20 protein-coding genes and 2 tRNA genes are annotated in these 17,406 nt (G+C 67.2%); 8 read left to right on the forward strand and 14 right to left on the reverse strand.

Features of this window, described 5'->3' with window-relative positions:
* Window positions 1-193: 193 nt before the first annotated feature.
* From ampE to AC5JLE_RS01310, 5 genes are all read right to left on the reverse strand, one after another.
* Window positions 194-1,081 (reverse strand): regulatory signaling modulator protein AmpE, encoded by an 888-nt coding sequence (ampE, locus tag AC5JLE_RS01290; RefSeq protein WP_014648654.1) that lies wholly within the window; start codon window positions 1,079-1,081, stop codon window positions 194-196.
* 134 nt (window positions 1,082-1,215) lie between these two features.
* Window positions 1,216-2,121 (reverse strand): NAD(+) diphosphatase, encoded by a 906-nt coding sequence (nudC, locus tag AC5JLE_RS01295; RefSeq protein ID WP_014648655.1) that lies wholly within the window; start codon window positions 2,119-2,121, stop codon window positions 1,216-1,218.
* Window positions 2,122-2,274: 153 nt separating this feature from the next.
* Window positions 2,275-2,667 (reverse strand): iron-sulfur cluster insertion protein ErpA, encoded by a 393-nt coding sequence (gene erpA / locus AC5JLE_RS01300; RefSeq protein WP_046432858.1) that lies wholly within the window; start codon window positions 2,665-2,667, stop codon window positions 2,275-2,277.
* A 31-nt stretch (window positions 2,668-2,698) separates the two neighbouring features.
* Window positions 2,699-3,163, reverse strand: coding sequence for a bactofilin family protein (locus AC5JLE_RS01305; protein ID WP_032956754.1), 465 nt, complete (start codon window positions 3,161-3,163; stop codon window positions 2,699-2,701).
* Between the two features lie 4 nt (window positions 3,164-3,167).
* Window positions 3,168-3,911 carry a DUF6776 family protein gene (locus AC5JLE_RS01310; RefSeq protein WP_032956752.1) on the reverse strand — a complete coding sequence of 248 codons (744 nt, stop codon included), beginning with the start codon at window positions 3,909-3,911 and terminating at the stop codon, window positions 3,168-3,170.
* A 179-nt stretch (window positions 3,912-4,090) separates the two neighbouring features.
* On the opposite strand from AC5JLE_RS01310, the gene AC5JLE_RS01315 reads away from it, so the two are divergent.
* From AC5JLE_RS01315 to AC5JLE_RS01325, 3 genes are read left to right on the forward strand one after another with little or no spacing between them, the layout of a single operon-like run.
* The gene (locus tag AC5JLE_RS01315; protein WP_049407839.1) at window positions 4,091-4,708 is read left to right on the forward strand and encodes a DUF4126 domain-containing protein; all 618 of its coding nucleotides are present in this window, start codon (window positions 4,091-4,093) and stop codon (window positions 4,706-4,708) included.
* A 44-nt stretch (window positions 4,709-4,752) separates the two neighbouring features.
* The gene (locus tag AC5JLE_RS01320; RefSeq protein ID WP_134967083.1) at window positions 4,753-6,642 is read left to right on the forward strand and encodes an EAL domain-containing protein; all 1,890 of its coding nucleotides are present in this window, start codon (window positions 4,753-4,755) and stop codon (window positions 6,640-6,642) included.
* 1 nt (window position 6,643) lies between these two features.
* Entirely contained in the window at window positions 6,644-8,884 is a 2,241-nt protein-coding gene (locus tag AC5JLE_RS01325) for an ATP-binding protein (protein ID WP_495233482.1), read from the forward strand.
* A 1-nt stretch (window position 8,885) separates the two neighbouring features.
* On the opposite strand, the gene bfr is transcribed toward AC5JLE_RS01325, so the two are convergent.
* The 3 genes from bfr to AC5JLE_RS01340 all read right to left on the reverse strand — a co-directional run bounded on the left by bfr (window position 8,886) and on the right by AC5JLE_RS01340 (window position 10,437).
* Entirely contained in the window at window positions 8,886-9,356 is a 471-nt protein-coding gene (gene bfr, locus AC5JLE_RS01330; protein ID WP_005419804.1) for a bacterioferritin, read from the reverse strand.
* Between the two features lie 142 nt (window positions 9,357-9,498).
* A complete protein-coding gene (locus AC5JLE_RS01335) occupies window positions 9,499-9,708 on the reverse strand; it encodes a (2Fe-2S)-binding protein (RefSeq protein ID WP_005411309.1) in 210 nt (69 codons plus the stop codon).
* A 108-nt stretch (window positions 9,709-9,816) separates the two neighbouring features.
* A complete protein-coding gene (locus AC5JLE_RS01340) occupies window positions 9,817-10,437 on the reverse strand; it encodes an RNA pyrophosphohydrolase (protein WP_014648660.1) in 621 nt (206 codons plus the stop codon).
* 121 nt (window positions 10,438-10,558) lie between these two features.
* Between AC5JLE_RS01340 and AC5JLE_RS01345 the strand changes: the two genes are divergently transcribed.
* Window positions 10,559-10,635 (forward strand) — tRNA-Met (locus AC5JLE_RS01345).
* 55 nt (window positions 10,636-10,690) lie between these two features.
* A tRNA-Gln gene (locus AC5JLE_RS01350) sits at window positions 10,691-10,765 on the forward strand.
* A gap of 323 nt (window positions 10,766-11,088) precedes the next feature.
* Here AC5JLE_RS01350 and rpsI read toward each other — a convergent pair.
* The gene (gene rpsI / locus AC5JLE_RS01355) at window positions 11,089-11,481 is read right to left on the reverse strand and encodes a 30S ribosomal protein S9 (RefSeq protein WP_005411311.1); all 393 of its coding nucleotides are present in this window, start codon (window positions 11,479-11,481) and stop codon (window positions 11,089-11,091) included.
* 2 nt (window positions 11,482-11,483) lie between these two features.
* Window positions 11,484-11,912: a 50S ribosomal protein L13 gene (rplM, locus tag AC5JLE_RS01360; protein WP_005414692.1), complete on the reverse strand. Its 429-nt coding sequence runs from the start codon at window positions 11,910-11,912 to the stop codon at window positions 11,484-11,486.
* 196 nt (window positions 11,913-12,108) lie between these two features.
* Between rplM and coq7 the strand changes: the two genes are divergently transcribed.
* Complete coding sequence (gene coq7, locus AC5JLE_RS01365) at window positions 12,109-12,753, forward strand: 2-polyprenyl-3-methyl-6-methoxy-1,4-benzoquinone monooxygenase (protein WP_014648661.1); 645 nt, start codon at window positions 12,109-12,111, stop codon at window positions 12,751-12,753.
* An 82-nt stretch (window positions 12,754-12,835) separates the two neighbouring features.
* Here coq7 and AC5JLE_RS01370 read toward each other — a convergent pair whose 3' ends face one another.
* Entirely contained in the window at window positions 12,836-13,156 is a 321-nt protein-coding gene (locus tag AC5JLE_RS01370; protein ID WP_005419816.1) for a DMT family transporter, read from the reverse strand.
* Window positions 13,157-13,323: 167 nt separating this feature from the next.
* Window positions 13,324-14,118 carry an adenosylmethionine decarboxylase gene (gene speD, locus AC5JLE_RS01375; RefSeq protein ID WP_014648662.1) on the reverse strand — a complete coding sequence of 265 codons (795 nt, stop codon included), beginning with the start codon at window positions 14,116-14,118 and terminating at the stop codon, window positions 13,324-13,326.
* 149 nt (window positions 14,119-14,267) lie between these two features.
* On the opposite strand from speD, the gene crp reads away from it, so the two are divergent.
* Both crp and AC5JLE_RS01385 read left to right on the forward strand, forming a co-directional pair.
* Window positions 14,268-14,957 (forward strand): cAMP-activated global transcriptional regulator CRP, encoded by a 690-nt coding sequence (crp, locus tag AC5JLE_RS01380; protein ID WP_010482649.1) that lies wholly within the window; start codon window positions 14,268-14,270, stop codon window positions 14,955-14,957.
* A 62-nt stretch (window positions 14,958-15,019) separates the two neighbouring features.
* Window positions 15,020-15,781: a sulfite exporter TauE/SafE family protein gene (locus AC5JLE_RS01385; protein ID WP_010482650.1), complete on the forward strand. Its 762-nt coding sequence runs from the start codon at window positions 15,020-15,022 to the stop codon at window positions 15,779-15,781.
* Between the two features lie 112 nt (window positions 15,782-15,893).
* On the opposite strand, the gene AC5JLE_RS01390 is transcribed toward AC5JLE_RS01385, so the two are convergent.
* Window positions 15,894-16,610: a haloacid dehalogenase-like hydrolase gene (locus AC5JLE_RS01390; RefSeq protein WP_005419826.1), complete on the reverse strand. Its 717-nt coding sequence runs from the start codon at window positions 16,608-16,610 to the stop codon at window positions 15,894-15,896.
* A complete protein-coding gene (gene trpC / locus AC5JLE_RS01395) occupies window positions 16,607-17,401 on the reverse strand; it encodes an indole-3-glycerol phosphate synthase TrpC (protein ID WP_032960709.1) in 795 nt (264 codons plus the stop codon). Before trpC ends, AC5JLE_RS01390 begins: the two co-directional genes overlap by 4 nt.
* Between the last annotated feature and the right edge of the window lie 5 nt (window positions 17,402-17,406).

The following is a 17,406-nucleotide window of genomic DNA, read 5'->3' on the forward strand; positions in this document are numbered from 1 at the left end:
AATGTGGGGGGGGGGGGGGGGGGTGGGGCTCCTGGACGGTTGGCGCCTGGTTGGGCGCATGCGCCCCCCCGGGGCGGGTTTACGGGGCGGGCCCCCCCCCCCACCCCGCCCCGCCCAACCCTCAGCAATCCAGAGCCGCTTTGGCTTTGGCTTTGGCCTCTGCAGGTGCAGGGCTGCAAGCCCTGCAAAGCAACTACGTCACCCAGCCTGCAATCACCAGCAGGGCGAGGACCGCCAGCCACAGCAGCAGCATCCGCCACACCAGGCTCATCGCATCACGCAGGTCCGGCAACCGCTGCCACACCGGCAGCAACCCTGCCTCGGTGTAATCGTGCGCATCCTCACGCAGCTCGGCGTTGACGCTGGCCCGCGCCACCGCGCCAAGGAACCCGATGTTGCCGGCCAGGCGTTCGCCATGGGCCTGGCGCCAGGCCTTCCACGCCGTATCGAAATTGCCCACCAGCGCCATCGAGAAGGCCATCAGCTGCGCCACCGGCCACTCGATCCAGCCCAGCAGGCGCTGCGCCAGCGCCAGCGGCTCCACCGGCACGCGTGCGCGCATCGGGCTCTCCGCCATCAGCGCCAGCAGCCGGTAACCGAGCGCGCCAGCCGGGCCCAGCAACAGGAACCAGAACAGCACCGCGAACCAGCGCCGCAGTGCGTTGAGCACCGTCGCCTCGACCAGTGACGGAATGTCCTCGCGCAGGCTGCCGCCGGCCGACTGCAGGTTGCGCACTGCAGCCTGCCGCGTCGCCGCATCATCGGCATCGATAATGGCCTCGATATCGCGGTCCAGGTCACGCGGGCCCCAGCACCAGGCCAGCACCGCCACGCCCAGCAGCAGCGACGGCAGGCCGAACAGCACCCCGCGCAACAGCCACGCCAGCAGCACCATCAGCAACAGCGGCGGCAGCAGTGCCAAGGCAACGCCGGCCGGTCCCTGCCAGGCCTTGCCACCACGCGCATCCAGCCAGCCCAGCCAACGCCGGAAACCGTCGAAACGGCGCAGCGAGGCAGCAGCGGCCGGAGCAACATGGCCCAGGGCCAGTGCCACCAGCACGGCGGCCAGAGTGGTGAACATGGCAGGTCTCCCTACGAAACAAAACGCTCGGCGCCGCTACCTTACCTGTCGCAGCGGCGCCCTCCGCGATGACCCGCACTGTAACCCGGGCCGTGTTCAGGTGGCGGCAATGCAATCGCCCCAGCCGGCCCGGCTCAGCCCTTCTGCTGCCGGTACCAATGCTCGATCAGGCCGCGCGAAATCGAGATCGGCGGCGACAGGCGGATACCCTGGCCATCGTCCTCCACGTCGCGCGCCAGTGCCGCGCCGACCTCGTCGGCACTGAACCAGCGCGCGTCTTCCAGCTCACCGTCCACGGTCGGCAGGTCATCCTGCGCCTGTGCGCGGAAGCCAACCATCAGCGCACCCGGGAATGGCCAGGGCTGCGAACCGAGGTACTGGCAGGCCGTCACCCGCACCTTGCTCTCTTCATGGACTTCGCGCACCACGGTCTGCTCGAAGGTCTCGCCGGGTTCGACGAAGCCGGCCAGCACCGAGTAGCGACGCGGGGCCCAGTTCGACTGCCGGCCCAGCAGCAGCCGGCCCTGGTTTTCCACGGCGACGATCACCGCCGGGTCGACACGCGGGTAGTGCTCGGTGGAACACTGCCCGCAGCGGCCGACGAAGCCACCACGGGCAAACGCCACGGCGCCGCCGCACACGCCGCAGAAGCGGGTGCGCGAGTGCCAGTACGACATGCCGCGGGCATAGCTGAAGGCGGTCGCATCGGCCATCGACCACAGCAGCGCGGCCTGGCGCAGATCAAGCCGGCGTGGTGCGCTGATGGTGACGTTGGTGGCTTCAACCGAGAACCACGCCTGCTCTCCGCGCAGGCCGAGGAAGATCGCGGCACCCGGGCCGCCGCCGATGTCGGCGCCGGTCAGCGCCAGTGGCTGATCGTCATCGCCGGTGAAGGCGCTGCCGTCCTGATCGAGCACGAGAATGCGCGCGCCCGGCCACAGGCGCGCCAGTGCATCGGCATCTTCGCGCAGGGCATCGGCGCGCTCCAGCGGTTCACCCACGAAGGCGAAACCGGAAAGCGGCGAAGGAGTATTGGGCATCCTGCAAGCGTGCCGCCAATCGATGCGGGTGGCAAGGTCGGCGCTGTGCGCAATCTGCCGTTGTGGATGCAGGAAGGATCATCCACGCATGGCGTGGATCTACCCGCTCTGGCAGGTGCCAACCCTGGTTGGCACATTCCGGCCACAGGCCTTTTACATGCTGAAGCTGCTGCCGCAGCCGCAGGTGGTCTTTGCGTTCGGGTTGCGGATCACGAACTGGGCACCGGTCAGGCTCTCGGTGTAGTCCACCTCGGCGCCCATCAGGTACTGCAGGCTCAGCGGGTCGACCAGCAGGGTCACCCCGCTGGTCTGTACCGCCAGGTCATCCTCGGCACGGTTCTCGTCGAACTCGAACCCGTACTGGAAGCCCGAACAGCCGCCGCCCTCGATGTACACACGCAGGGCCAGGTCGGGGTTGCCCTCTTCCTGGATCAGGGATTTGACCTTGGCGGCCGCCGACTCGGTGAAGTTCAGCGGGCGCTCCAGCGATTGGTAATCGGGCGCGGCAAGCGGGGTGGCGCCGGGCAGGGAGACTAGCGTGCTCATGGTGCCAGCATGGGGGTGCCGGGGATGGCTTTCAAGCCATCGCCTCGGCCAGCTTGCGGCGTGCGGCGGTGTCGCCCTTGCCGCCATTGGCCTCATCGCCTTCCGGCGCCGGCAGGGCCGCCATCGGGGCGCTGGCATGGATCAGGCGGCCGTTCAGCTGGGCGCCCGCATTCATCTCCACCACCTGGTAATGGACGTTGCCATTGACCCGTGCGCTGGGGGTCAGCTCGACCTTCTCGGTGGCGTGTACATCGCCGTCCAGACGGCCGCTGATGACCACCACCTGGGCCCGGATCTCACCCTCGATCACGCCATGCTCGGCGACCGTCAGGGTCGCGCCGCTGGCGCCTTCTGTGGCGATCACCTTGCCGTGGATGCGACCTTCCACATACAGGCCACCACTGAATTCCACATCACCGCGGATCACCACCTGGTTGCCGATCAGGGCATCCACCACCAGCTGGCCTTCACGGTTGGATTTGCTGCTTCCGAACATCTGCCTACTCCCCTTTGCTGGCCGGCGCGCCGGCCTGTTTCCAGTCGAATACCTGGGTGGTACCCCCCGTACCACTCCCCAATGTCACCCGCACGCGTTGCGGGGTGAAGTCAGCCGGCAGCATCACGCTGCCGGTGAGCTGCTGGAAGTACCGGAACGAGTAATCCTGTCCCGGCACCTTGCTGCGCTGGTGCAGATCATCCCAGCTGATCGTGGCCAGCTTGCCGTTCTTCACGCCTTCCACGGTGAAGCGCATCTGCCCCTGGCTGATGGCGCCGCGGTTGAGGTTCTGGGTCAGCACGGCGGTGTACTGCCAGGTGCCGGCCGCTTCCGGGCTGAACTCGATCGAGTGGGTGTTCAGGCCCTTGCGCTGGCTGGTCGAACCCACCAGGCGCTCATAGAAGGCAACGTCGGCGCGCAGGCCGGCGATTTCCTCATCGCGCTCGGCCAGCGAGGACTGCACCTCGTTATTGGCGGCGCGGCTGATGCGGTCGGAGGCTTCCAGCGTGGCCTGCTTCTGGCGCAGCTCGGTCAGCTGCGCCTGCAGCGTCTCGGCGCGCTTCTCGGCAGCCTGCAGGCGCTGGCCCTGGGCATCGCGTGGCGTGGCCATCCAGCAGCCACCCAGCACCGCCAGCACCAGGCTGAGCAGCCAGATGCCGCCGATCACCAGTAGGCGGCGACGGTCGGCCGGCGGTTGCGGCGCGCCGGGCAGGCGTACCTGCACGCGCATGGGAGGACGGTTGGTCATGGGTGGTTTCCGGGGTATCGCGAGGGCGACACCGGTACGGCCCCTGTGGCAAACGACGGGCTAGTGTATGACAGGACGGGTGGGTTTCCTGCGCCGTGGCCGGCCACGGTCTGTGGCGTTCAGGCATGCCATCGTCGATAGTGTGGTCCCCTGCACAGTTCCGTCGCCGGAGCATCGCCATGACCGAAGCCCACCTGTTCGTGATCGGCATCCTGCTGGCCTGGCTGGCCGGCATCCGCGTCTACCTCACCGTGTTCGGCGTCGGCCTTGCCGGCCTGCTCGGCTGGGTCGACCTGCCGCCCGCCCTGCAGGCCACCGAATCCTGGTGGGTGCTGGGCACGTCGGCGGCGCTGGCCATCGCCGAGTTCTTCGCCGACAAGATTCCCGGCGTGGACTCGGTCTGGGACCTGGTGCAGACGCTCGCACGCGTGCCGGCCGGCGCGTTCCTCGCAGCGGCTACCCTGTCGCCGGACGGTCAGCTCGGCGCCGGCGCACTCGCCGCCGGTGCCGGCGTCGCCCTCGCCAGCCACGGCCTGAAGGCCGGTACCCGCGCGCTGCTCAATACCTCGCCGGAACCGGCCAGCAACTGGGTCGCCTCCGCCGCCGAGGACACCGTGGTAGTCGGTGGCCTGGCGCTGGCCCTGGCACACCCGTGGATCGCGCTGATCGTGGTGCTGGCCTGCAGCCTGGCCGGCGCGCTGCTGGTGTGGCTGGTCTGGCGCGCGCTGTGGAAGGGCGTGCGCTGGCTGGCGCGCGGTGCATCGGCAGCACCGCCGGGGCACAGCAGTACCGGTTGAGCACCGGGCTTGTCGCATAATGGACGCGAACACCAGGAGCACCGATGGCCGCAAACGAATCCCCCGCGGGCGCCCGCCCGGGACGCGCTGAAACCCCTCCGGCCGATCATTGGCAGCGCTGGGCGCCCGAGGCGGCAGGCCCCGCTGTGGCCGCACCGACGGTTGCGACCCCGCCGCCCATCGCGACCGATGCCCCGGCGCCGGTCAACAGCGCACCGCCGCCGCTGCCCGGCCCGATCGCACTGGCCGAAGCCGGCAACAACGATCTGGCCCCGCCGCCCTCGGACTCGCCCTACCGCGTGCTGATCGTTGAAGACGATCGCGCCCAGGCGCTGTTCGCGCAGAGCGTGCTGCACGGCGCCGGCATGCAGGCGATCGTGCACAGCGATGCCGATGCCGCGCTGCAGGCGATCAAGGAGCACCGCCCCGACCTGATCCTGATGGATCTGCACCTGCCCGGGCTGGACGGCATGCGCCTGACCGCGCTGATCCGCCAGCAGCCCGGCCTGCAGCTGCTGCCGATCGTGTTCCTCAGCGGCGATCCGGATCCAGAGCGCCAGTTCGAAGTGCTCGACAGCGGCGCCGACGACTACCTGAGCAAGCCGATCCGGCCGCGCCACTTGATCGCAGCGGTGGCCAACCGCATCCGCCGCGCGCGTGCCCAGGCCGCGACCCTGCCGGGCGCCACCGGCGCACCGGCCACCAGCAATCCGGAAACCGGCCTGCCGACGCGCCACCATGTGCTGCAGCAGCTCAACACCGCACTCGCCCACCGCGACCGGGGCGGCGTGTTCTTCATCGAAGTGGCCAGTGCGCTGGGCCTGCGCGAACGCTATGGCTATGCCGCGTTTGAACGGCTGATGGTGCAGGCCGGGCAGCGCCTGGCCGAAGCCGGCCATCCGCACCTGCTGGCGCGGCTGAACGACAACAGCTTCCTGCTGCTGGCCCGCAACGCCGACGAGGACGCCCTCGAAGGCATCGCCGCGAGCCTGCGCGAGCAGCTGTCGGCCCGCGCCTTCGTGATCCGCGACGACGAATCCGTGCATCTGCGCGGCGTGGTCGGCTATGCGCCGCTGTCGCCGGGCTTCGAGGATGCCAGCAGTGCGCTGGAAGCGGTTGAGCGCACCACCCTGCAGGCGCGCCTGCTCAGCGCCGGCGTGGCGGGCCATGTGCATCGCCAGGCGGTCACCGAACAGGAACACCTGGCGCTGCTGGAGGGCCAGCTGGAACTGGCCTACCAGCCGATCGTCGCCGTGGCAGGCGGCAACACCGCGCAATACCAGTTGCTGCTGCGCCTGCGCCAGGCCGATGGCACGGTGCTGGCGGCCGGCCAGGTGATCCCCGCCGCGGAAGCCGCCGGGCGCATCGCCGACCTCGACCAGCAGGTGATGGACCACGCACTGGGCCTGCTGGATCTGTACCGGCACGCAACGCAGCCGCTGAGCCTGTTCGTCTCGCAGTCGCTGCGCACCCTGCAGCGCGATGCCTTCGCCGACTGGCTGCTGGAATCACTGCAGCAGCGTGACCTGCCCGGCAGTGCGCTGGTGATCGACGTGCGCCTGCCCGACGCACTGATCCACACCGTGCCGCTGCAGCAGTTCTGCCAGCGCATGGCCAGCGCGGGGGTGCGCTTCTGCCTGAGCCAGTTCGAACCCAGCGGCGAGGCCGATGCACTGCTGACCCAGCTGCCGCTGTCGTTCGTGCGCATGGCTGCGCGCTTCTCCAGCAGCCACTCCAATCCGGCCACGCGCGAGGAACTGCGCAAGACGATCGAACAGGCCCATGCCGCCGGACTGCAGATCATCGGCCAGCAGATCGAGGATCCGCAGGCTGCAGCGGCGATGTGGGTAGGCGGAGTCGACTACATCCAGGGCAACATGGTGCAGTCGGCCGGCAGCGACCTGAACTTCGACTTCCACAACGCGGTGCTCTGACGTGCCGCTGTGGGGCGTGCTGCTGGTTGCCCTTGCTGCGGCCGCCATCGCGCTGCTGCTGTTGGGCCTGCGCCTGCGCGCGCGCAACCATGCGCTGGCCCAGCTGCAGCGCACGCACAGTGCGCTGGCCGCCGAACGCGACCAGCTTCGCCATACCACCGAACGCCAGGGCCAGCTGGAACAACAGCTGCTGCAGGCCAAGCAGGCCGCCGAGGCGGCCGTGCTGGCCAAGGGCGAGTTCCTGGCCACGATGAGCCACGAGATCCGCACCCCGCTCAACGGCATCCTGCCGATGCTGGAGCTGATCGCACGCGGGCCGCTGGGCGAAGACCAGCGGCAGATGCTGGCCACCGCCTCGGCCAGTTCGCAACAGCTGCTGCGCATCGTCGACGACATCCTCGACTACTCCCGGCTGGAAGCGCAGGCGCTGGAACTGGAGATCACCAGCTTCAACCTGCGCGACCTGCTCGATGGCGTGGTACAGCTGATGCAGCGGGCCGCCGACGCCAAGGGCCTGGCCCTGGGCCTGCAACTGGATCCATCGGTGCGCCTGCCGGTGCGCGGCGACCCGGTGCGCCTGCGCCAGGTGCTGAGCAACCTGCTGGCCAACGCCATCAAGTTCACCGCCCGCGGCCAGGTGCAGCTGCGCGTGCTGCGCCTGGGTGAAAGTGCCGCGCAGCACCAGCTGCGCTTCGAGATCATCGATACCGGCATCGGCATCGACGACGCGCTGCAGGCACGCCTGTTCCAGTCCTTCAGCCAGGCCGACGCATCCACCACCCGCATCTATGGCGGCACCGGCCTGGGCCTGGCCATCTGCAAGCGCATCATCGACCTGATGCACGGGCACATCGGCGTGCACTCCACGCCGGGCCAGGGCGCAACCTTCTGGTTCGAGATCCCGCTGCTGAAGGTCGCTGGCGACCTGCCGGCGATGGCGCGCGCACCGGCACCGCTGCTGCTGTTCAGTGCCGATGCAACGCTGCAGGCACGTATCGAGCGCATCGCCGCCCACCATGGGCTGCAGGTGCAGGTGCTGGCACAGCTGGATGCCGTGGTCGAGCGCCTGCGCGCTCCCGCGCGGCCCGGACAACCGGCACCGGCATGGCTGCTGGTCGATGCCCGCGCACGCCGCAACGGTGAGGCCACGCTGCAGCTGGCGCTGAGTGAACGTGGTGACGACGATGCGCTGCAGGTGCTGTGGCTGCAGGAGGGCGCACTTCCACAACGCCAGCGCCAGCGCCAGCTGCCCCCGCACTTCGACGATGCGGCCCTGCATGCACTGCTGGCTGCACCGGTCGCCCCCGCCCGCCCCGCTGCGCTGCTGGCCAGCGCGGACAACGAGCAACCGGCTGCCACGCTGCCGCCGTTGCATCTGCGTGTGCTGCTGGTGGAGGACAATACGGTCAACCGGATGGTCGCCGAACAACTGCTGCGCGTGTTCCAGTGCGAAGTGCGCAACGCCGCCGATGGCGAGCAGGCGCTGGCCGCCCTCCGCGAAGGCGGCGTGGACATCGTGTTGATGGATTGCCAGATGCCGGTGCTGGACGGCTACGCCGCCACGCGCCGCTGGCGCGCCGAAGAAGTGGAGACCGGGCGCGCGCGCCTGCCGATCATCGCCATGACCGCCAACGCCATGGCCGGTGACCGCGAGCGCTGCCTGCAGGCGGGCATGGACGATTACCTGTCCAAGCCGATCGCGCGCGCCACGCTGCATGCGCTGCTGCTGCGTTGGGGTGGCGGCAAAGCTGCATCACCTGGACAACTTTCTGCGGAGCCGTCCGTAGAGCCGAGCCATGCTCGGCTGACGGCCAGTTGCACTCCCACTCCATCAGCCGAGCATGGCGCGGCTCTACAGGAGACGACAAGCCAAGCCGCGCCGAAACCGGTGATCGACCGCGACGTGCTGGATGAACTGCACACCGTGATCGGCGACGCTGCCACCCAGATCGTCATGGTCTTTCTTGAAGATGCGCCGGTGATGGTGCAGCAGTTGCAGCTGGCCGCGCAGAACGGCGATGAGCTGCGCTTGCAGGCCACAGCGCACAGCCTGAAGTCATCGAGTGCAAACGTCGGCGCATTGTCGCTGTCGGCGATCGCGCAGCGGATCGAGCACGAAGCCCGTAGTGGCAGCCTGCAGCGCCCCGCGGTGGCGGTGGCGCTGCTGGTTGCGGAATTCGCCCGGGCGCGTGTTGCACTGACGGGCTACCTGGCACAGCACCGCGCCGGCCAGGGCGGCTGACTCACTCTTCCAGCTTGCTCAGCAGGTACTTCGGCTCGCCGATACGCTCGATCAGGTCCAGCTGGGTTTCCAGCCAGTCGATGTGCTCCTCTTCCGAATCGAGGATCTTCACGAACAGCTGGCGGCTGACGTAGTCGCCAACCGAATCGGAATAGGCCACGGCCTCGCGCAGGGTGACCACGCCATCGCGTTCCAGCGACAGGTCGCACTGCAGGATCTCGGTCGGGTTCTCGCCGATGCGCAGCTTGCCCAACGCCTGGAAATTCGGCAGGCCTTCAAGGAACAGGATGCGGTCGGCGAGCATGTCGGCATGCTTCATCTCGTCGATCGATTCCTTGTACTCGTGTTCGGCCAGTTCCTTGATGCCCCAGTTCTTCAGCATCTTGGCGTGCAGGAAGTACTGGTTGATCGCGGTCAGCTCGTTGTAGAGGACCTTGTTGAGGAATTCGATGACCTTGGTGTCGCCCTTCATGGGGGTGCTCCTGCACGCTGAAAACGCAGGCACTTTAACGCCTCGCGTGCGCTCGTGAAGGAACGCGAATCGTGCGCATTGGCCTGCGCGGCCGAAAGTGAAGGATGCGAAAGCGCGGCGTCAACGCGCCGCGAAAAGGCGATCAGGCGACCTGCGCCAGGCCCAATACCGGCAGCGGCAGATCGTGGGTCGCACGTGCCTTGGCCAGCAGGTCGCCGGCCATGTCCAGGCAGGAACCGCAGGTGGCACCACAACCGGTACGCATGGTCAGTTCGGCCACCGTGCTGACGCCATGGCTGGCGGCTTCGCGGATCTGGTGGTCGGTGACTCCGTTGCAGATGCAGACGTACACAGGCGGGAACCGGGCTGACAGGCCACAAGCGGCCTGGTGGCTATTCCAATGGAAACGAGAATGGTTGTCAATCAGAGACCTGAACCATTCTCGATACCGTTCAGCCGGTCAGCTGGCCGGGCCGTCGCCCGTGACCTTCTTCGGCCAGTACCCTCGGGTCCGCGGGCGCTTGCGCGGGCGGTCGTGCCCGGCGGTGTGGCCCGGCATCCAGGCCTCCGCGGCGCTCTTGGGCATGGCGGTGACGCCCTGCCCGGCCACGCCGCGCGCCAGTGGCGCGAGGTGTCGCAGGGCACGCGCATAGACGCCGCGTTTGAACATCACCACGTGCTCTACCGGGTACCAGAAGTCGACCCAGCGCCAGTGGTCGAACTCGGGCGAGTCGGTGTGGTCCAGCGTCACGTGGGATTCGTCGCCGGTCAGGCGCAGCAGGAACCAGACCTGTTTCTGGCCGATGCAGACCTGCCGCTCGTTGCGGCGGATGGCCCGCGCCGGCAGCTTGTAGCGCAGCCAGCCGGGCGTGGCCCCGAGCACTTCCACATGCTCAGGCAGCAGGCCGGTCTCTTCCTGCAGTTCACGATACATGGCCTCGACAGGCGTCTCGTCGGTGTTCATGCCACCCTGCGGGAACTGCCAGCCATCCCGGCGCACGCGTCGTGCCCAGAACACCTGGCCGTCCTGCCGCATCAGCACGATGCCGACGTTCGGTCGATAGCCGTCCGGATCGATCACGATGCGGACTCCTAAGAAAATCTACTGGTCGGGACTATCCCATGCCCTCTGTCGGCCCACAAGCACGACACAAAAGTGTTGACAGGGTCGATACACATCCGCAGAATAGCGGGCTCACCAAGGCTATGTAGCTCAGCCGGTTAGAGCACAGCACTCATAATGCTGGGGTCGGTGGTTCGAGTCCACCCATAGCCACCACACTGAAAATCAAGTTGTTTTTCAGTGTGAAAAGTGAGAAAATAGTTGCACGTTTTGCCCCGTCGCCAAGCGGTAAGGCACCTGACTCTGACTCAGGCATTCGGTGGTTCGAATCCATCCGGGGCAGCCAAATTAAAAGCAAAAGGCCAGATCGAAAGATCTGGCCTTTTGCTTTTAATTTGGTCGCGCATTCCACCTTATCCCCGCGCCTGTCGGCGCACCCCCTTGAACAACAAGGGGGCTCCTCTCCAGAGAGAGGCCCGGGGTCGGATCCTTTTCCAAAGGAAAAGGCTCTGACCCCACCCCTTCCGAGATGCGAAACCCCGGGTAGTGCCGGCCGCTGGCTGGCAACCAGGAAATCCACAACCCCAGAACGACAAAAGCCCGGCCGAAGCCGGGCTTTTGCTTTTCCAACCAGCGGGCACCCACAGGAGCCCAACCAGGCGCGGTAAATCAGCGCTTGGAGAACTGGGTGGCGCGGCGGGCCTTGTGCAGACCGACCTTCTTACGCTCGACTTCACGGGCGTCACGGGTCATGAAGCCGGCCTTGCGCAGCTCGGACTTCAGGGTTTCGTCGTACTCGACCAGCGCACGGGCGATGCCCAGGCGGATCGCACCGGCCTGGCCGGTGGTGCCGCCGCCAGCGGCGGTGACCAGGATGTCGAAGCTTTCGGTGTTCTTGGTCAGCTCGAGCGGCTGGCGCACGATCATGCGCGCGGTCTCACGACCGAAGAACTCGTCCAGCGGACGACCATTGACGGTGATGTTGCCCGAACCCTTGCGCAGGAACACGCGAGCGGTGGAGGACTTGCGGCGGCCAGTGCCGTAGTTTTGAGTGATAGCCATGATTAGATATCCAGAACCTGCGGCTGCTGTGCGGCGTGCGGATGCTCAGTGCCGGCGTAGACCTTGAGCTTGCGGTACATCTGGCGACCCAGCGGGCCCTTCGGCAGCATGCCCTTCACGGCGATCTCGATCACGCGCTCCGGGTGGCGCTCCAGCGCCTGGGCCAGGGATTCGGTCTTCAGGTTGCCGATGTAGCCGGTGAAACGGTGATACATCTTGTCCTGCAGCTTCTTGCCGGTGACGGCAATCTTTTCTGCATTGATGACGACCAGGTAGTCGCCGGTATCAACGTGGGGGGTGTAGACCGGCTTGTGCTTGCCGCGCAGACGGCGGGCCAGCTCGGTGGCGAGACGGCCCAGGGTCTTGCCCTCGGCGTCGACGAGGTACCAGTCGCGCTGGACGGTCTCGTTCTTGGCAGTGAAAGTGCTCATGAAGAACTCTAGGTTAGGTCGGGCTCATTGCGGCGAAGGACTCGCCGGAACTCTGCCACGCGTTGTGAAAGGTGAAGCGCAAGAGGCGGGATTGTACGCAGGTCACGCCCTCGGTGCAAGCTGGCCCTGCCCCGGGTTGGCAGGGGAGCGGGGGCGGGCGAGAATCGGCGGGTCTCCCGCCCCACCGCGTGCCGCCATGACCGTGCTCCGCCAGACCACCCCGCTGGACCACCTGCTGACCGAGGCGCAGCGCGCCCTGGACACGGTGTTCGGCAACCCTCCGGCGGCCCGCCCCTACCCGGCCGCAGGCACCGGCGAGCCGGGCATGGACCGCGCCGAGCGCCGCCACGCCGCGGGGCTGATGCGGATCAACCATGTCGGCGAGGTCTGCGCACAGGGCCTGTACTTCGGCCAGGCGGCCGTGGCCCGCGACCCGGCCACCCGTGAACACCTGCTGGAAGCGGCCCAGGAAGAGACCGATCACCTGGCCTGGTGCGCGACCCGGCTGGATGAACTGGACAGCCGCCCGAGCCTGTTCAATCCGCTGTGGTACGCCGGCAGCTACACCATCGGCACCCTGGCGGGTCTGCGCGGCGACGGCTGGAACCTGGGCTTCGTGGTTGAAACCGAGCGCCAGGTGGAAGCCCATCTGGACGAGCACCTGGTCGACCTGCCGGCCGGCGATCTGCGCAGCCGCGCGGTCATCCAGGTGATGAAGGAGGACGAGGCCCGCCATGCGGAGCACGCCGAACAGGCCGGCGCACGCCGCCTGCCGTTCCCGATCCCGGGCGCGATGGCGCTGGCTTCCAGGGTGATGAAGACCATCGCCTACCGCATTTGAAGGGTCGCCCGCACCAACGGTGCGGGCCTACCAGGAGGTGCGGGGGGCGACGGTGGGGCCCGACCGTTGGTCGGGCCATCAATCAGTTCGGCGAGACCAGCTTCAGGCCGATCACGCCGGCTACGATCAGGCCCACGCAGGCCAGGCGGGCCGGCGACGCACTGTCGTTGAACAGGTAGATGCCCAGCACCGCCACGCCCATGGCGCCGATGCCGGTCCAGATCGCGTAGGCGGTGCCGACGGGGATGCTCTTCATCGCCTGGCTCATCAGGTACAGGCTGATCAGGGCGGACACCACCGTGGCAACGGTGGGCAGGGGTTTGCTGAAGCCTTCGGAGTACTTCATTCCGAGGGCGAAACCGATCTCGAACAGGCCGGCCAGCAGCAGATAGATCCAGGGCATGGGTGGGGGCTCCTTACCTTTTTGGGAAAAACGAAACGGCCCGGTGTTTTCACACCGGGCCGTGGGTCGGTACATCACCGTGGAACTGTAACGCGTGCGAGGCACTGGTTCCACGGGGCGGGTCGTCCCGCCTGGGCGGCGATGCCTGCGGGCATCGCACATGGGGCTTACTCGGACAGGTTCCGGCCGTGGAACAGCTCTTCGATCTCGCGCTTGAGCAGCGCTTCGATCTTCATGCGTTCCTTGAACGACAGGTTCTTGGCCTTTTCCTCGAACAGGTACTGGTCCAGGTCGAAGTCCTTCAGGTGCATCTTCGTGTGGAAGATGTTTTCCTGGTAGACGTTGACGTCGAACATCTCGTAACGCGACTTGATGTTCTTGGCCAGGAAGTTCTGGATCGAGTTGATCTTGTGATCGATGTAATGCTTCTTGCCCTTCACATCGCGGGTGAAGCCACGGACACGGTAGTCCATGATCACGATGTCCGATTCCAGGCTCTCGATCAGGTAGTTCAGGGCCTTCAGCGGCGAAATGACGCCACAGGTGGCCACGTCGATGTCCGCGCGGAACGTCGCGATGCCTTCCTGCGGATGGGTTTCCGGGTAGGTATGGACAGTGATGTGGCTCTTGTCCATGTGCGCGACCACGGCGTCGGGAATCAGTTCCTTGCCGGCCTGCTTCTTGTCGATCACCGGCTCTTCGGAGATCAGGATGGTCACCGAGGCACCCTGCGGGTCGTAGTCCTGGCGGGCCACGTTCAGGATGTTGGCGCCGATGATCTCGGCGACATCGGTCAAGATTTGAGTCAGCCTGTCGGCGTTGTACTCTTCATCGATGTATTCAATGTAACGCTGACGCTCCTCTTCGGTGCGCGCGTAACACACGTCATAGATGTTGAAGCTCAGCGCCTTGGTGAGGTTGTTGAAACCCTGCAGCCTCAGGCGAGGCAACGGCTTGACCACGGCGGTCGATTCCTGTGTAAGAAGGGAAAGGGGGAATTATGGGGCAAACTGCCCCCGGGGGGAACGTGAAGACGCAAGAGTTCTGGCACACTGTTTGCCCTTAACAATTGCGCTGGTTAAGCTCCGCTATCGACCCCGTGAATCCGTTCATGCGCAGAGGGAGCGCCCCTATCGTGTCAACCGTGCGCCTAGCTAGCAGTCCACTGGCCCTGGATATCGCCACAATCGATCGTTTCCTGGCGCACAGCCACAGGCGGCGATATCCCACCCGTACCGACGTCTTCCGACCCGGTGACCCGGCGGGAACCCTGTATTACGTCATCAGCGGCTCGGTTTCGATCATGGCCGAGGAAGATGACGATCGCGAGCTTGTGCTGGGCTACTTCGGTGCCGGCGAGTTCGTCGGCGAGATGGGCCTGTTCGTCGAATCGGACCGCCGCGAGGTGATCCTGCGGACCCGTACCGCCTGCGAGCTGGCTGAAATCAGCTACGAGCGCCTGCATCAGCTGTTCCTCGGCCCGCTGTCGGCCGACGCCCCGCGCCTGCTGTACGCGCTGGGCCAGCAGATCTCCAAGCGCCTGCTCGACACCAGCCGCAAGGCCAGCCGCCTGGCATTCCTGGACGTTACCGACCGGATCGTGCGCACCCTGCACGACCTGGCGCAGGAACCGGAGGCGATGAGCCATCCGCAGGGCAGCCAGCTGCGCGTCTCCCGCCAGGAGCTGGCACGCCTGGTCGGCTGCTCGCGGGAAATGGCCGGCCGCGTGCTGAAGAAGCTGCAGACCGACGGCCTGCTGCATGCCCGTGGCAAGACCGTGGTGCTGTACGGCACCCGTTGACCGTTGAGCACCCGGTGGGTGCGGACCTTGGTCCGCACTCCTTCGCGCGCTAGGCTCGGGGCATGGAACTGAGCAGCGAATTCTGGTGGTTCATCCTCATCGGCCTGGGCGCACAGCTGGTCGACGGCGCGCTGGGCATGGCGTTCGGCCTGGTGTCTTCGTCGGTGATGCTGAGCATGGGCCTGCCCCCGGCGCAGGTCAGCGCCAGCATCCACACCGCTGAAGTGTTCACCACTGGCGCCTCGGGTGTGTCGCACCTCGCAGCCGGGAATGTCGATAAGCGCCTGTTCCTGCGCCTGGCCCTGCCTGGCGCGGTGGGCGGTGCCGTGGGCGCGTACGTGCTCACGCAGATCCCGGGCGAGATCATCCGGCCACTGATCTACCTGTACCTGCTGGTGCTGGCGATCATCATCCTCGCCCGCGCGGCCGGACGCTGGATGCCCAAGGGCGAGATCCGCCGGGTACCGGTGCTGGGCTTCTTCGCGGGCCTGCTCGACGCCAGCGGTGGCGGCGGCTGGGGGCCGATCGCCACGTCCACCCTGCTCGCCCGGGGTGGCCAGGCGCGCACCACGATCGGCACGGTCAATGCGGCGGAGTTCGTGGTCACGCTGACGGTGTCGGCGACCTTCCTGCTGTCGATGGGGGTGCAGCACCTGCAGATCGTCGCCGGCCTGCTGATCGGCGGCATGATGGCCGCGCCGGTAGCCGCCATCCTGGTCAAGCGGGTGAAGGAGCGCTGGGTGCTGGTGGCCGTCGGCGTGCTGGTGCTGGGGATCAGCCTGTTCCAGATTGGCCACGCGGTGTACGGGCACCTGTACCGCTGAGCGTTTGCCGGCCAGCGGCCGGCACTACCGGGACAGAGAAGCGCCGGCACAACCGCGACGGAGAAGGGTAGTGCCGGCCGCTGGCCGGCAGATCCATCACCGTGCGGCGGGATCAGGCCTTGTCGCCACCGCGGTCCACGCAACCCCAGTTGAGGATGCGGGTGCCCGCCGGCAGCACGCGGCGGAAGAACGCCACCCGGCCCGGCTTCGGGTTCACCACTACCGGCGCCTTGGCTGCCAGCAGCAGCGGCAGGTCGGCGGTGCTGTCGGAATAGGCGATATCGATGTCGCCGTAGCCGCGCTCACGCAGCATGCGCATCTTCTCTTCATTGTGGCAGTGGCGGGTCGGGCCGACGCCGCCCAGCCGTGGGCCGACCTCGGTGCCGATCACCGGTACGTCCTGGTGGGCCACGAAAGCCAGGATCGCGCGCGCCAGCTCCGGCGGCGCACCTGTGGCAACCACCACGCGGTCGCCCTTGGCGCGGTGCGCGGCGAACACCTCCAGCGCCTGCGGCAGCAGCTTGGCGCGCATCTGCGCCTGGTTGCGCAGCACATAGGCGTCGATCACCTTGTTGAAGTCACGCGCACGGTGCAGGCCGAAGCTGCCGATCCACACATAGACCGAGATGCCCGCGCGACGGGTCGGCAGCATCGCCACCATCGGCCCGGCGATCGGCGTGACCAGCAGCGCCGCCAGCATGCGCAGCGGGTTGCGCTTGATCAGCGAGGCGAACAGGTGGGTGCCCGAATCGCCGTCGTACAGGGTGTGGTCGAAGTCGAAGACCACCAGCGGCGCATCCTCGCGCGGCGTTGGATAGTGCGTTGTCATGCCGCGAAGAATAGCTGACGCAGGCCCTCGCCCGGCTCTTCCACGCGCATGAAGGCTTCGCCGACGAGGAAGGCATGGATGCCGGCGTCACGCATCAGCGCCACGTCCTGCGGGCCAAGGATGCCGCTCTCGGTGACCAGCAGGCGGTCACGCGGCACCGCGTTCTGCATGTCCAGCGTGGTCTGCAGCGACACTTCGAACGTGCGCAGGTTGCGGTTGTTGATGCCGATCATCGGCGCCGGCACCTGCAGCGCACGCTCCAGCTCGTCGATGTCGTGCACTTCCACCAGCACGTCCATGCCCAGCGACAGCGCCAGTTCGGACAGCGTGGCCAGCTGGGTGTCGTCCAGCGCGGCGACGATCAGCAGGATGCAGTCGGCGCCCAGCACGCGTGCCTCGTACACCTGGTAGGCGTCGATGACGAAGTCCTTGCGCAGCACCGGCAGCGTGCACGCCTCGCGCGCCTGCTGCAGGTAGGCGTCGGCGCCCTGGAAGAAGTCCACGTCGGTCAGCACCGACAGGCAGCTGGCGCCGCCGAACTCGTAGCTGACGGCGATGTCGGCCGGGCGGAAGTCCGGGCGGATGACGCCCTTGGACGGGCTGGCCTTCTTCACCTCGGCGATCACCGCTGGATCGCCGTTGGCCACCGCGGCCTGCAAGGCGCGCACGAAGCCACGTACCGGCGGGGCGCCGGCCACGGCGGCCTGCAGCGCCTCGAGCGGGCGCTGGGCGCGGCGCTGGGCCACTTCTTCGGCCTTGCGGGCCAGGATCGTCTGCAGGATGTCGCTCATCGTCT

Source organism: Stenotrophomonas sp. (assembly GCF_059505245.1).

Coding starts and splice junctions, on each gene's coding strand:
- ampE (WP_014648654.1), bottom strand. CDS start 1,081: ATGTTCACCACTCTGGCCGCCGTGCTGGTGGCACTGGCCCTGGGCCAT.
- nudC (WP_014648655.1), bottom strand. CDS start 2,121: ATGCCCAATACTCCTTCGCCGCTTTCCGGTTTCGCCTTCGTGGGTGAA.
- erpA (WP_046432858.1), bottom strand. CDS start 2,667: ATGAGCACGCTAGTCTCCCTGCCCGGCGCCACCCCGCTTGCCGCGCCC.
- AC5JLE_RS01305 (WP_032956754.1), bottom strand. CDS start 3,163: ATGTTCGGAAGCAGCAAATCCAACCGTGAAGGCCAGCTGGTGGTGGAT.
- AC5JLE_RS01310 (WP_032956752.1), bottom strand. CDS start 3,911: ATGACCAACCGTCCTCCCATGCGCGTGCAGGTACGCCTGCCCGGCGCG.
- AC5JLE_RS01315 (WP_049407839.1), top strand. CDS start 4,091: ATGACCGAAGCCCACCTGTTCGTGATCGGCATCCTGCTGGCCTGGCTG.
- AC5JLE_RS01320 (WP_134967083.1), top strand. CDS start 4,753: ATGGCCGCAAACGAATCCCCCGCGGGCGCCCGCCCGGGACGCGCTGAA.
- bfr (WP_005419804.1), bottom strand. CDS start 9,356: ATGAAGGGCGACACCAAGGTCATCGAATTCCTCAACAAGGTCCTCTAC.
- rpsI (WP_005411311.1), bottom strand. CDS start 11,481: ATGGCTATCACTCAAAACTACGGCACTGGCCGCCGCAAGTCCTCCACC.
- rplM (WP_005414692.1), bottom strand. CDS start 11,912: ATGAGCACTTTCACTGCCAAGAACGAGACCGTCCAGCGCGACTGGTAC.
- coq7 (WP_014648661.1), top strand. CDS start 12,109: ATGACCGTGCTCCGCCAGACCACCCCGCTGGACCACCTGCTGACCGAG.
- AC5JLE_RS01370 (WP_005419816.1), bottom strand. CDS start 13,156: ATGCCCTGGATCTATCTGCTGCTGGCCGGCCTGTTCGAGATCGGTTTC.
- crp (WP_010482649.1), top strand. CDS start 14,268: ATGCGCAGAGGGAGCGCCCCTATCGTGTCAACCGTGCGCCTAGCTAGC.
- AC5JLE_RS01385 (WP_010482650.1), top strand. CDS start 15,020: ATGGAACTGAGCAGCGAATTCTGGTGGTTCATCCTCATCGGCCTGGGC.
- AC5JLE_RS01390 (WP_005419826.1), bottom strand. CDS start 16,610: ATGACAACGCACTATCCAACGCCGCGCGAGGATGCGCCGCTGGTGGTC.
- trpC (WP_032960709.1), bottom strand. CDS start 17,401: ATGAGCGACATCCTGCAGACGATCCTGGCCCGCAAGGCCGAAGAAGTG.